Here is a 13,875-nt window from a genome sequence, read left to right on the forward strand (position 1 = left end):
GTAAAGCGCATGAAAAATCAAGAACAGATTTTATCAAAATTGAATATTGATGCGTTAAATCCGATGCAAGAAAGTGCGTTAGATGCTATCTCAACATCAAATAATACCATTTTACTTTCTCCGACCGGTACAGGAAAAACATTGGCTTTTCTTTTACCGGTTTTAGATTTTTTAGACCATGATAATCCTGAAGTTCAGGTATTGATTCTAGTACCTTCACGCGAATTGGCAATTCAAATTGAACAGGTTATTCGTAATATGGGTACTGGTTTTAAGGTGAATGCCATTTATGGTGGCAGACCCATGTCTAAAGATAAAATAGAACTCAAACATACACCTGCAATCTTAATAGGTACTCCCGGTAGAATTTTGGACCATTTTATGGCTGATCGTTTTACAAAAGACCATATTAAAACATTGGTTCTTGATGAATTCGATAAATCATTAGAAGTCGGCTTTGAAGAGGAAATGAGTCAAATTTTAGCGGAATTACCGAACCTCAAAAAGCGTATTCTTACTTCAGCTACCGAAGGTGTTAAGATTCCGAAGTTTGTGGGTATGGAGAATCCTAAACGTGTCAATTTTCTTAAAAAAGACACACCATCACAACTTACCATTAGTACGGTAATTTCAGAAGACAAAGACAAGTTAAAAACACTTGTTCAATTATTGAAATATATAGGTGAAGAACCAGGTATTATCTTCTGTAATTTTAAAGATAGTATTGACAGTGTTCGTGATTATTTAAGCCAGCAACGTATTCAGCACGAGTGCTTTTCTGGTGGTATGGAACAGAAAGACAGAGAGCGTGCTTTAATAAAATTCAGAAACGGAAGTAGTCGTATTTTAGTTGCTACAGATTTAGCTGCTAGGGGTATAGATATACCCGAATTAAAATTTATAATTCATTACGAATTACCACATCGTATTGAAGAGTTCACCCACCGTAACGGTAGAACCGCTCGTGTAAATGAAGCTGGCACAGCTTATGTTTTACAATGGGATAAAGAACCTTTACCTGAGTTTATTAAGAAGTCAAAAGGAATAAATATTAGTAAGACCAATAGGCTAGGAGATCCTCTATGGGAAACCTTATTTATCTCTGGCGGCCGTAAAGACAAAATATCAAAGGGTGATATTGCGGGACTCTTCTTTAAGCAAGGCGGACTAATTAAAGAGCAGTTAGGTGATATTGAACTAAAGCAAGATTGTGCTTTTGTAGCAGTACCTAAAAGCAAATCTAATAAACTTGTAAATGAGTTAAACAACTCCCGATTAAAAAAGAAAAAAGTGCGCATTACCGTACTTTAACCATAGTTAGTATTTTTGCCCTTTTTAAGGTTGTATGATGAAGGATAAACAACACGAGAACGAGACTGAAATCGATTTAACCGAGATTGAAAGTTGTATTGAAATTTTAAATCGTTTGGTAACCGATACCAATCAAATATTTGAAATTCCTGAAGATAGAAGAATTGCCTTAATTAAAGTTGCTGGTCAGTTATCTCGCCCAAATAAGCAAGAGTTTGCTAAAAGGGTCAAAGATGCCAAACGCAACGAAAAAAGAAAGCAAGCAGTTCGCGATAAGCATGCTCGTAAAGAAACAGGTATACGTAGTGCTCGTGAAGCTCATGTATTTGTTGCTCCTAAATTATTACCTGCTGCAGAATTGGCTAGTAAAGATTTACCTGAACTTGCCACTCCTCGTAATTGCTACGTTTGTAAGGCAGAGTTTACCAAACTTCATCATTTTTATGACACCATGTGTACCGATTGTGGTGATTTCAATTACGCTAAAAGATTTCAAAATGCCAATGTTAAAGGACAAGTTGCGGTTATTACCGGATCTCGTCTCAAAATTGGTTATCACATTACATTAATGCTACTTCGTGGAGGTGCAACGGTTATTGCAACAACTCGTTTTCCTGTAGATTCAGCTCTTCGTTTTTCAAAGGAGGAGGATTTTACAGAATGGGGTCACCGACTTAAAATTCACGGTTTAGATTTACGCCATATACCTAGTGTTGAAATCTTCTGTAACTTCATTGAGCAGGAATATGATAAGCTAGATATCCTTATCAATAACGCTGCACAAACCGTACGAAGACCGGCAGGTTTCTATCATCACCTAATGGAAAATGAAGAAAAAGAAATTTCTTCATTACCTAAGTTTGCTCAAATGGTTTTAAGTGACCATGTAAGTTGTTTAGATGAATTAAAATCGTTCAGTAGTAAAGCTTCTCCCAACCAAAATATGCCGGTAACATGGCATGGACCAGAACCCGGTATTGGTTTACGAGCTTCTGCAAAACTATCTCAAATTCCGTATAGTTTTGATAATGCATTGGTTGCCCAAGAAGTTTTCCCAACGGGTGAATTAGATGCAGATTTACAACAGGTAGATTTACGTAAAACGAACAGCTGGCGATTAAAACTAGGAGAAATTGAAACCACTGAAATGATTGAAGTTCAGCTTGTTAATTCAGTTGCTCCATTCGTGTTGTGTAATCGTTTGGCGGAGTTGATGAAGAAAGAGAACACGGGTCAAAAACATATTATAAACGTTACGGCGATGGAAGGTAAATTCCACCGTTTCTTCAAAGAATCTCGTCACCCACATACCAATATGGCGAAAGCTGCATTGAATATGTTGACACATACTGCCGCGGGCGAACTGGCGAAAGACGGAATTTTCATGAATGCCGTTGATACTGGTTGGGTAACCGATGAAGATCCAGCAGAATTGGCTAAAAAGAAACAAGAAGTACACGATTTTCAGCCTCCTTTAGATATTGTAGATGGTGCGGCTAGAGTTATGGATCCTTTGTTTGATGGTATAAATACAGGTAAACATTGGTGTGGTAAGTTTTTAAAGGATTACTTCCCCATTGATTGGTAGACAAATACTTTTAATTATACAAAAACACTTCTTTAAATGAGTAAAAGAAATAATAGCTACCTTTATTTAGTTATTATTTTATATTCCATTATGGTTAACAGTCAAGATAACTTGTCTAAAATTAAGAATCAAATACTAATCTCAGATTTTAATATTCCTTATAGCTATAAAATAGAACTTAGTAAATTGGTTCAGCCAACTGTGGGAGTCAGAACAATAGTGAAAGATGATAAGAATATTAATATAGGCTCATCAAAAATTGGAGGTAAGCCCGATTTACCAAGTAACTTTGATTGGCCCAAAATGGATGATGAGTTTCTTACTTTTTGTGCTCAATATAATTTAGAGGAAATCAATATATATGATGTTTCTAACGAATTACCGTCTAGAGGAATAATTTATGTTTTTATTTATATTGACCAAGAATGGCCGGGCTTCTTAAACAAGAAAAGTTCATATAAAGTTATTTTTCAAGAAAACACAGACGAATTAATCAGAACAGAATTTCCTTTCAATTACTTCAATGAAGGAATTTTTGAACCTTCCAAGATAAAATATTTTGAATCTTATACCATGCCTGATGATGAGAGCATTATCTTGAAGAATTTGCAAGACAATTATGAAGATTTTCATAATCTCTATCATTCAACTTATGAGTATATCGAACATTTAACAGAGTTAGATATAGATAGTTTTCATCAAGTATTAGGCTTTGATCGTTCAATTCAATCAAGTGTAACATATAATTTTGCTGAAATTGAATTAGAAATCACTACACAAAAAGAGTGGAAAACTAAGGAATCTGAAGTTTTAGAGTTATCTAAAAAATACAAATTACTTCTTCAACTTGACACTGATGATAACAATTTAGAAAAGTTTAGTGGCAGTTCGACTATTTACTTCGGAATTGAGCATAAAGACCTAGAAATGAAAAATTTCGATAACGTTATTATGGCTTTTCAGGGTACTTAATATCATAATTTATGATAATACTCTTCAATAACATTAATACCAATTGATGTTATTGGTCTTTTTTTTCATGCTTTTTCTTAATATCATTGAGACTTCCGTAATTTTAATAGCTTTTATTGCTGCATCCTAAATTGTTTAGAAACATTTAATAAAAAGTCAAAACTCTTACTGTTCTTATTTACTAGTCTGAATCTATTTTCGTTTTTTTGCTGCATGATTAGGCTAACTATCAAACCATTACTACAATTTCTTGTATATATAGTTGTCGGAATTTACATTCCGGTGAGCGCTCAAGAAACACAAACGTATAACGGACCTTTACAAATAGGTAAGTATAACGGTAACGCAACGTATTCTTATAAACTTGTTGAGAACGACACTGTTCTCGATGGTGATTTTACGGTATTACGTTCCAATCTTCAAGAACTTTTAGAGAAGCAAGATTATTCGTTTCAATTTAAGGGGTCATTCGTTGATGGCACTGCAAACGGACCATGGAAATTTCAATTCGGAGAATTTAATTCTAAAAGTCAGTCTGAAGTCATAGATTACCAATACCGTGTTCTTGTAAGTGGAATTCAGAAATCTGCTATCGGAAAAATCAAAATGGGAAAACCGAATGGCAAATGGATCGTTTTAGAAGAAGAAATTGAAAATTCTGAAATATCTAAAACCTTATTTAAAAGTGTCATTTCTTTTGATAATGGTGTTCCACAGCAAAACTTTAGTATTAATAGCGAAAACTATACTCTTGTAGGTCGATTTCTAAGAGATGGTTTGGCTCATGATGAATGGTCATTGTTTCCTTCTAACGGAATAGACCAATTTGAGAGCTGGTATTTTAAAGATGGTTTATTGCAGTCTATTAGAGTAGATGATGAAAGTGATCATAAAACTATAAAGGCTTTCCAAGGATATAATAGTCAAACTAAAATCATAAATCTAAATGCAGGTTATATTAAAGCTTTGGAAATTCAACTTTCTCAAGTAGATATTGACATTTTGCACCATAATAGTTTACCCGAACTTTTAAAGCAAAATGCGGCACGTTACCAAGAGGTTGATGATATATTATCTGCACTAGGCAAGTCAGAATTTCTTCCTGAATTTAAAGTTAAGGTTCCTTATTATCCGCTTGATTCACTAGAGGTCGCTAATGTTGATAGCATTGTATCCTATTATAAAAAAGCAAATGAATTAAGTGAATCTATCTTACAAAATTCACAGCTGAATATCTTAAAATTATCTGATAGCAATACAGCATATCAGTATAATACGGTACTTTATTTAAAAGAAAAATTCTTAAAACCTATTGAAGAAATTGTAAATTATGATTCTTTAAATATTCTAGAATATACATCGCGAGAGCAATTGGTTAATCACGTATTTTCAGATGGAATGCCCGAATCTAAAATGGATATTGAGATACAAATAGATAGTATTACATCTTCTAAATCATATTCGCTTCCTTCAAGTGATACAATCAATAATGATAATTCTATTATAGTTAATATTGAAGCTGTTGCAAAAATGGGATATGACGGTATTTTGTCTATCGCAAACGAAGTTAAAGAGACCTTAACGCAAGAAAAACGACAGAATGAGTTGGCGAGTTTAGAAGAGGAAATCATTCAAAAAAATGATTCCATGGTGATTTTTATCGATTCTACAAGTGCAACTATTCCATTAAAATATGCTACAGCTTTAAAACAATTGAAATCTTTTACCAACAATACCTTAAATGAGTATTCTAAAGTAAAATCTGCTCAAAACAGATTAGCTGCTGCCAGAAGTACTGTTGATTGTCTAAATAACTTAAACGATTTATCTAGAACAGTTTCGCTAATGCCAGCATACCAAACGGATATAATAGAAAATTATACCGATCGTATTTGGAATCCGTTTATGGCAACCTTGATGGATGAGGATATTAAAAAACGGATTACTTCTACCTATACTAAAATTTTAGAACCTTACTTCTTAACTGAAATAGAACAACAAATATCTTGTGAATCTATTGAAGATTTAAACAAAAATATTACAGCTACGTACAAAAAGATTTTAGAACTAAAAGATCAAAATACCAAAAAGCTTGAACGAAAACTTAAAAAGGAAAAAGATCCTGTTACCGTATTAGAGATGTTGAATGTACAAAACACTACAAAGCAATAGCCTATGAAAACGTTTCGTACACAAATCGTTAAGCTCGTATTCTTATTCTTGTTTACTGCTACATTCCAAATTGTAGCACAAGAAAAAGAAGCTGTAGAATTACCAGAATATTCGAAATATAAAGACTTAGGCACCAAAACTTGGATCAATACTTACGGAAATATTAGAATAAGCAAACGCTTATTTTGGGATGCACAAACGCATTTAAGATTAGAGGAAACAGAAGCTACACCCTTTTTTGGTCAAGTTGCACAGGTTTATAATAGACATGCTATCGGGTATATTCACTCTAAATATTTTAACGTTCGTTTAGGCGGAGTGTTACGTTTAAACTTCAATACGGACGAAGCTTCTACAGACCGTAATTTGGTGCCAGAATGGCGTATTTGGCATCAGTATCAATTTGCACAGTCATTGGCGAGTATGATGATTTATCACCGTATTCGTATTGAACATCGTTGGACACAAAGTTTTGTAGAGAATAGCGATTATATCTTTAGAAACCGTTGGAGGTATATGTTTAGAATGAAAATTCCGTTAAACGATCACAAGTTAAAACCAAAGACATTATACGTTGCACCAGAGGCTGAATTAATTATGCAAAGCGGAAAAGCAGTCGTTGCAAGCCCGATGGAAGATTTACGACTAACAACTACTTTAGGTTATATTCTTACGCCAAGATTAACCGTAGCAGCAGGCGCCATGTATTCTCAAGGTCAAGATTTAAAGAACGGCGGTTATTACAAGCAAAGTTGGGCTATGCGTTTTCACGTGTATTATTCACCAGATTTCAGAAAGGTAAAAAACAAACTTCCTGAAATTCATTTAACAGATTAATACCATAGAGCAAAAACACTATGAAAAAAAGAGATGTAACATTGTACGGTCTGTTAGCCATCATATCTATATTGGCGATTTATTTTGGTATCAAGTCAAGCACGCTTCAAAATGAAATAGGGGAAAGTAGCAAGGCAAAAGAGGAGTTAGATGTTCTAGTAACCGGTAATAAAGAATTGGTAGCCATCGATTCTGTTTTAATGAAAGGCGATTATAATAAAGCCATTGAATTTTATAACACCACCCTTGAAAATCACGAAGAGCTCAATTCGGTTATTCCCTTACGTATAGCACTAGCTCAAAAGCTGATGCAAAATGATATTAAAAGAAGTTCAGAAAAGGTGAATGAAGCAATTTCTATCGATTCTATTGCGATTGCCCCAATTAGCCAAAGTGAAATTAGAAGTATCGATTCTCTAAATTTCGCCCTAGAAAAAGCACGAGTTCAGTTAAGTAATATGCGAAAGCAACTTAATAACAAATCGTTTGGCGAATACCTTAGTTTTACCAGTAAAAAAGGGACTGCTTTACATTATGTTGGGCAAGTAAAAAATAATAAAGCCAATGGTGCCGGTATTGCAGTACTTGAAACTGGTAGTAGGTATGAAGGTGAATGGAAAGACAATTTACGTGAGGGCAACGGCACATTTTACTGGGCTGATGGTGAATATTACATTGGCAGTTACAAAGATGACATGCGAAATGGTGAAGGCACTTATTTTTGGCCTAACGGTGAAAAGTATAAAGGTCAGTGGAAAAACGATAAACGAAATGGAAAAGGTATTTTTCATAAGAAAGATGGTTCTGTAATAAGTGGTATCTGGGAAAATGATAAGCTTAAAGAAGCAGACAAATTGAATAAGAAATAATACCGCAAATTAATAGTGCATAAATTTCTTCCAACAGATTAATTCAAATCTCAGTAAGGATTTGTCAAAATAAGAAAATCGTAAAAATCACCTTAAACGTATGTTTTGCGTAATGGTTTAAGTAACTTTAGGTCTTAACCAAACTATTATTCTGACCTAAATGAAATCGTTCTTTCGTCACTTCGCCGTTGCATCGTTTGTATGCTTTTCCTCATCACTTTTTTCACAAGATTTTTCAGCATTAGAATATCGTACTATTGGTCCGTCGCGAGGTGGTCGTGTAACTACGGTTACAGGTACACCCGTTTTACCTGGTACTTTTTACCTTGGCGCCTCTGGTGCGGGAGTATGGAAAACCGATGATTATGGAACATCTTGGAATAATGTTTCTGACGGATTTTTTGATACGCCTTCCATTGGTGCTATTGAAGTAGCTATAAATGATCCTAATATTGTTTATGTGGGAACTGGTTCTGATGGTTTACGTAGTAATATCATCAGTGGAAAAGGGGTTTATAAATCTATAGATGCCGGTAAAACTTGGAATCATATCGGTTTGGCAAAAGCTGGACAAATTGGTGCTGTAGAAATTGACCCTACGAATAACAATATAGTTTGGGTTGCTGCAATTGGCGACGCCTTCAAAGCAAATGAGGAGCGTGGTATCTATAAGACTATTGATGGTGGAGTTTCTTGGGAAAAGATGCTGCACATATCAAATACTACGGGCTTTGCAGATTTAGAATTGTTACCCGGCAACCCTAATGTAGTTTATGCAGCCGCATGGAAAGCGCAACGTACACCCTGGACAATTATATCTGGTGGAGAGAATAAAGAAGGTGGAATATATAAATCTGTAAACGGAGGAAAAGACTGGATTAAGCTAGAATCAGGATTACCAAAGGGATTAATCGGTAAAATAGACTTGGCAGTATCAGCAGTGGACTCCAGTATTCTTTATGCTGTAATTGAAGCGCCAGGTGATGAAGGCGGAGTATACAAATCTGTAGATCAGGGCAAAACATTTGTACAAACATCCAATAATAAAGGTTTGGTCAATAGACCGTTTTATTATACCAATATAGAGTTGGACCCTACTAATCCTGATATCGTATATTCTAATGCCAACCCATTATTAAAATCTATTGATGGTGGAAAAAATTGGACGATGATGTCAGTTCCCCATGGCGATAATCATGATATATGGTTAAACCCAAACAATCCAGAGTTATTGATTCAATGTAATGATGGTGGTGCTAATATTTCTCATAATGGTGGTAAAACATGGTCATCGCAATTCAATCAACCAACGGCAGAAATTTATCAAGTTGCTGTTGATGACCAATATCCTTATTGGATCTATGGTGCCCAGCAAGATAATACGACGATAGCCATACCAAGTTCAGCACCCAGTGGAACTTCTGTTCAAGGCACACAAGTAATGATTGAAGTTGGTGGTTGTGAAACTGGTCCGTCTATACCAAAACCGGGCAATCATAATATCGTTTATAACAATTGTAAGGGGCGCTTTAGTGTTTATAATAAAATTACAGGTGTAGGTAGAGAATACTCCATTGGTGCTTCAAATATTTACGGTCATAATCCGAAGGATTTAAAATATCGTTTTCAGCGTGTAGCTCCTGTTCATGTTTCTCCACATGATCCTGATGTTGTATATATGGGCTCACAGTATGTGCATAAAACAAGAAACGATGGCGTTATTTGGGAAACTATTTCTCCCGACTTAACTGCTTTTGAAGCAGATAAACAAGTAAATTCTGGAAGTCCGATAACTCGAGATATTACCGGTGAAGAATATTACAGCACTATTTATTCTATTAGAGAATCGAAGATTAAAAAAGACCTTATATGGACAGGCTCCAACGACGGAGTAGTTTCTCTTACCCAAGATGGCGGACAAACTTGGACTAACGTAACACCTAAGAAATTGTTGAAAGGTGGTAGAGTTGAATCTATTGAACCGTCGCAATTTAATCCTGCGACAGCATATATATCTGTTGATAGACATTTATTAGGTGATCCTACTCCGTACTTCTATAAAACCGAAGATTATGGCAAAACTTGGGAATTATTGAGCACTGCCACAAACGGAATACCGTCTGATCATACCGCTAAAGTATTACGCGAAGATCCAAAAACTGCGGGACTTTTATTTGCAGGTACCGAATACGGAATGTTCATTTCTTTAAACGATGGTAAAGATTGGAAATCTTTTCAGCAAAACTTACCGGTAACCCCAATTACCGATATTATTATTAAGAGAGGAGATTTAGTTTTAAGTACTATGGGTCGTGGTTTCTGGGTATTGGACAATATCACTTCATTAAGAAATCCCGATGTTGCTACCTTAAGTAATTCACCTGTTTTATTTAAGCCTGATAATACTATTAGATACCGAACACCAAGAAGATCAAAAGGATTTCCTGATTACCCTTCGACAGGTGTGGTAATTGATTATTATTTACCTAAAGAAGGTAAGAATGATGTACAATTAGAAATACTTGATGCCAACAAGCAATCGATAGCTACTATAGTAAGTGATTCTACAAAAGTAAAATCTACTAAAGAAGAAGTGGATAATATGAGTCTAAGTATGACTTTTAGCTACTTTGACAATAAACTAGAAACGAAGAAAGGTATTAATAGATTTCAATGGGATATGCGCCAAAAAGGAGCGTGGAGCGATAAAGAATCTAGAAGTTACAAAAACGGACCTATAGTGCCGCCAGGTATGTACACAGTTAAACTGATAGTTGGCAAAGAGACATACGAGCAGCCTTTTGAAATAGTAGTTGACCCACGGTTAGCTGAAGAAGGAATTGATGAAACTATTATTAGCGAGCATTTAGCTTTTGAAAAAAAGGTCTTGAATTTACTAACCGAAGCGAGAAAATTTCAATCGGAATTGGAAGCTGAAATCAAAATAAGTAAAGGAGATAAAAAACAGTCTCTAGAGACAGTTCTAAAATTAATAAAGAACGAGGAAGGAGCGTATCCACAACAAATGTTAGTGCCACAAATAGCCTATCTATCATACATTGTTGGCGGTGTCGATAAAATACCTGGTAACGAAGAAGTAGAGCGTTTAAAAGACCTTCAACAGCAATTGACGGCCTTAAAATCTCAAACTGAACTCTAGTCTAGCTCCCTATTTTTCGAATAATTAACTATAGGTAAGGCTATAAGATTTTTGAAAATATTCTTTGAGACAATTATTTAATTAATGTCATTAATGCCATCTAAATATATGTTTTTATTTTGTATGAAATTAAAATGTAATGAGCAGAGGGTTTGTTAAAGAAGAAGATCAGGAAGAAATACCGATAGTGCCACCAAGGGCAGATTTACCCATCGGAGCCGTTAATTATGTCACCAAAGCAGGTTATGACAATTTAGTAGAAGAAAGAAATGCTTTCTTGTTTGAAAAAGAATCTTTACCACATGACAATGAGAAAGAGAGGCGTATAGCTAGTAATTTAATCAATGCTAAATTACAATTGCTGAATGAGCGAATTGCAAGTGCCAAAATTGTAGACCTAAACGAACAACCTCAAAACGAAGTTCGTTTTGGTGCCACGGTAACAGTAGTAATCGATACTACTGAAACATCACAACAATTTCAAATAGTAGGTGTTGATGAAGCAAATATAGCGAAAGGTAAAATTTCGTTTCTATCTCCAATTGCTCGAGTCTTAATTTCTAAACATGTTGGTGATACTACCACCTTAAATTTAGGAAAGGTAAAGCGTGTGTTCAAAATTCTAGATATCTCGTACACTAATCAATTATGATTTTCAAACCTCTCTTAATGAGTACATTAATTGTATTATTATTTTATTTCAGCAAAACAACTTTCTAATTATTTCTTTCTTATAGAGCCCGTTTTATATTTTTCACAGCTAATTGATGGTTTTAATTACCGATAATTTTATTGGAACAATTGAAACATCCTACACAATGAAAAATGATAAATCAACAAAAATTAAGGACTTAGAAAAGTCGCAAAAAGACATGACCGGTAAAGCTTTGACAACAAATCAGGGTTTAAAAGTCAACGATACCAATAATAGTTTAAAATCTGGCGAACGTGGCTCTACATTATTAGAAGATTTTCTGTTGCGCGAAAAAATAACAAATTTTGACCATGAACGTATACCAGAGCGAATAGTACATGCTCGCGGTAGCGCTGCTCATGGATATTTCGAATTATATGAAAGTATAGAAGAATATAGTAAAGCAGGTATTTTTACAGATACAAAACGTAAAACTCCAGTATTTGTACGTTTTTCAACGGTTGCTGGATCTAAGGGGTCTCCCGATTTGGCAAGAGATGTTAGAGGTTTTGCCGTTAAATTTTATACCCAGGAAGGTACTTGGGATCTTGTAGGAAACAACATGCCCATTTTCTTCATACAAGACGCCATGAAATTCCCAGATTTAATACACGCTGTAAAACCTGAACCAAACAAAGAAATACCGCAAGCAGCCTCTGCACATGACACCTTTTATGACTTCGTTTCATTAACGACTGAAACTTTACACAATCATATTTGGGCAATGAGTGACAGAGCAATACCTAGAAGTCTTCGTATGATGGAAGGATTCGGAATTCATACATTTAGATTGATAAATGATAAAGGTGAAGCTCACTTTGTAAAATTTCATTGGAAACCAACCTTGGGTGTACATTCCGTCACTTGGGAAGAAGCTGTGAAAATTAATGGAGCAGATTCAGATTTTCATCGTAGAGATTTATGGGACGCCATTGAAGCTGGTCATTACCCAGAGTGGGAGCTAGGTGTACAAATCGTGCCTGAAGAAGATGAGCATAAATATGAATTCGATTTATTAGATCCTACGAAGTTGATTCCTGAAGAAATGGTACCGGTTAAAATTATTGGTAAGATGACGTTGAACAAGAATCCTGAAAACTTTTTTGCTGAAACGGAGCAGGTTGCATTTTTACCAGGACATATAATACCAGGCATCGATTTTACAAATGACCCATTATTACAAGGTCGCTTATTTTCTTATCGCGACACTCAATTATCACGATTGGGGAGTCCTAATTTTCATCAAATACCAATTAATCGTCCGGTTGTAGATACTCATAACAATCAACGTGATGCTCATATGCAGATGTCTATTCCGAAAGGGCAAACTGCATATTTTCCAAATAGTCTAAGTGGTGGCTGTCCACATTTATCGAAAATGGCAGAAGGCGCATTTCATTCTTATGAAGAACGTATCGATGCCAAAAAAATTAGAACACGCAGCGAAAGCTTTAGTGATCATTTCTCACAACCTGCACTGTTTTACAGAAGCCTAGCCGATTGGGAAAAAGAGCACGTTGCAGCTGCCTATACTTTTGAACTTGGCAAATGCAATCATGATCATATCAAACAACGCATGCTTTGGTTAATAGCACAAATTGATGATGAACTTGCAAAAACTGTAGCAAACGGACTAGGAATGGATATTCCGAAAGATATCGAACATCCCATAAACCAGGCAATTGGTGCAGATGCAGATGTTAATAAACATCAACCTGGGAAAAAGAAAAATTATTTAGATAAGTCAGAAGCCTTAAGTATGGCAAATACAAGATTTGATAGTATTGCTACAAGGCAAATTGCTGTTCTAGTAGCTGATGGTTTTAGTATGACCAACTTTCAACCAATTAAAGATAAACTTGAAAAAGAAGGTGCGATGATAAAGTTAATTGCTCCACATGGTGGTACAATTAAATGTGATCAAGGTATGGAGCATAAAGTAGATGCTTCTATTGCAACTACTGAAAGTGTTTTATTCGATGCCATTTATATACCTGGTGGTAAAAAATCTATTGAAACCTTGATTGAAAATGGAAAGTACATAAAATTCATTAATGAAACTTTTAAGTACTGTAAAGCAATTGCAGTTGATGATGAAGGGGAACAGGTTTTAAACCATTCATTCGTTTCTAAATTCAAAGATGATAAGGCTGTTCATGTCAACGATTCGGCTGCTAATTTTGTAACTAGTATTGCAAAGCATCGTAATTGGGATAGAAGAGAACATTCCGATAAAGTGCCTGTTTAATTAGCATTGTACCCAAAGTATAAA

The 13,875-nt window shown here is 35.0% G+C and carries 9 protein-coding genes; all 9 read left to right on the forward strand.

The window, feature by feature from the left end; genetic code table 11:
* The first annotated feature begins 9 nt into the window (after positions 1 to 9).
* The 9 genes from DFQ03_RS08350 (at position 10) to DFQ03_RS08390 (ending at position 13,851) form a co-directional block, all read left to right on the forward strand.
* Positions 10 to 1,311, forward strand: coding sequence for a DEAD/DEAH box helicase (locus DFQ03_RS08350; RefSeq protein ID WP_133672724.1), 1,302 nt, complete (start codon positions 10 to 12; stop codon positions 1,309 to 1,311).
* Positions 1,312 to 1,348: 37 nt separating this feature from the next.
* Positions 1,349 to 2,899 (forward strand): SDR family NAD(P)-dependent oxidoreductase, encoded by a 1,551-nt coding sequence (locus DFQ03_RS08355; RefSeq protein WP_133673128.1) that lies wholly within the window; start codon positions 1,349 to 1,351, stop codon positions 2,897 to 2,899.
* Positions 2,900 to 2,935: 36 nt separating this feature from the next.
* Positions 2,936 to 3,871 carry a DUF1963 domain-containing protein gene (locus DFQ03_RS08360; protein WP_133672725.1) on the forward strand — a complete coding sequence of 312 codons (936 nt, stop codon included), beginning with the start codon at positions 2,936 to 2,938 and terminating at the stop codon, positions 3,869 to 3,871.
* A gap of 282 nt (positions 3,872 to 4,153) precedes the next feature.
* Positions 4,154 to 6,043 (forward strand): hypothetical protein, encoded by a 1,890-nt coding sequence (locus DFQ03_RS08365; protein WP_208295901.1) that lies wholly within the window; start codon positions 4,154 to 4,156, stop codon positions 6,041 to 6,043.
* A 3-nt stretch (positions 6,044 to 6,046) separates the two neighbouring features.
* Positions 6,047 to 6,880, forward strand: coding sequence for a DUF2490 domain-containing protein (locus DFQ03_RS08370; RefSeq protein ID WP_133672727.1), 834 nt, complete (start codon positions 6,047 to 6,049; stop codon positions 6,878 to 6,880).
* Positions 6,881 to 6,900: 20 nt separating this feature from the next.
* The gene (locus DFQ03_RS08375; protein ID WP_133672728.1) at positions 6,901 to 7,749 is read left to right on the forward strand and encodes an MORN repeat-containing protein; all 849 of its coding nucleotides are present in this window, start codon (positions 6,901 to 6,903) and stop codon (positions 7,747 to 7,749) included.
* Between the two features lie 160 nt (positions 7,750 to 7,909).
* Positions 7,910 to 10,909: a WD40/YVTN/BNR-like repeat-containing protein gene (locus DFQ03_RS08380; RefSeq protein WP_133672729.1), complete on the forward strand. Its 3,000-nt coding sequence runs from the start codon at positions 7,910 to 7,912 to the stop codon at positions 10,907 to 10,909.
* Positions 10,910 to 11,048: 139 nt separating this feature from the next.
* A complete protein-coding gene (locus tag DFQ03_RS08385) occupies positions 11,049 to 11,561 on the forward strand; it encodes a GreA/GreB family elongation factor (protein WP_133672730.1) in 513 nt (170 codons plus the stop codon).
* A 166-nt stretch (positions 11,562 to 11,727) separates the two neighbouring features.
* On the forward strand, positions 11,728 to 13,851 hold the full coding sequence (locus DFQ03_RS08390; protein WP_133672731.1) for a catalase: 2,124 nt from the start codon (positions 11,728 to 11,730) through the stop codon (positions 13,849 to 13,851).
* The last annotated feature ends 24 nt before the right edge of the window (positions 13,852 to 13,875 follow it).

The sequence above is a fragment of the Maribacter caenipelagi genome (genome assembly GCF_004364175.1).
GTDB classification, from domain to species: Bacteria; Bacteroidota; Bacteroidia; order Flavobacteriales; family Flavobacteriaceae; genus Maribacter; species Maribacter caenipelagi.

What these genes read in the sequence shown, in the direction of transcription:
- DFQ03_RS08350 (WP_133672724.1), top strand. Translation starts at nt 10, where the DNA reads ATGAAAAATCAAGAACAGATTTTATCAAAATTGAATATTGATGCGTTA.
- DFQ03_RS08355 (WP_133673128.1), top strand. Translation starts at nt 1,349, where the DNA reads ATGAAGGATAAACAACACGAGAACGAGACTGAAATCGATTTAACCGAG.
- DFQ03_RS08360 (WP_133672725.1), top strand. Translation starts at nt 2,936, where the DNA reads ATGAGTAAAAGAAATAATAGCTACCTTTATTTAGTTATTATTTTATAT.
- DFQ03_RS08370 (WP_133672727.1), top strand. Translation starts at nt 6,047, where the DNA reads ATGAAAACGTTTCGTACACAAATCGTTAAGCTCGTATTCTTATTCTTG.
- DFQ03_RS08375 (WP_133672728.1), top strand. Translation starts at nt 6,901, where the DNA reads ATGAAAAAAAGAGATGTAACATTGTACGGTCTGTTAGCCATCATATCT.
- DFQ03_RS08380 (WP_133672729.1), top strand. Translation starts at nt 7,910, where the DNA reads ATGAAATCGTTCTTTCGTCACTTCGCCGTTGCATCGTTTGTATGCTTT.
- DFQ03_RS08385 (WP_133672730.1), top strand. Translation starts at nt 11,049, where the DNA reads ATGAGCAGAGGGTTTGTTAAAGAAGAAGATCAGGAAGAAATACCGATA.
- DFQ03_RS08390 (WP_133672731.1), top strand. Translation starts at nt 11,728, where the DNA reads ATGAAAAATGATAAATCAACAAAAATTAAGGACTTAGAAAAGTCGCAA.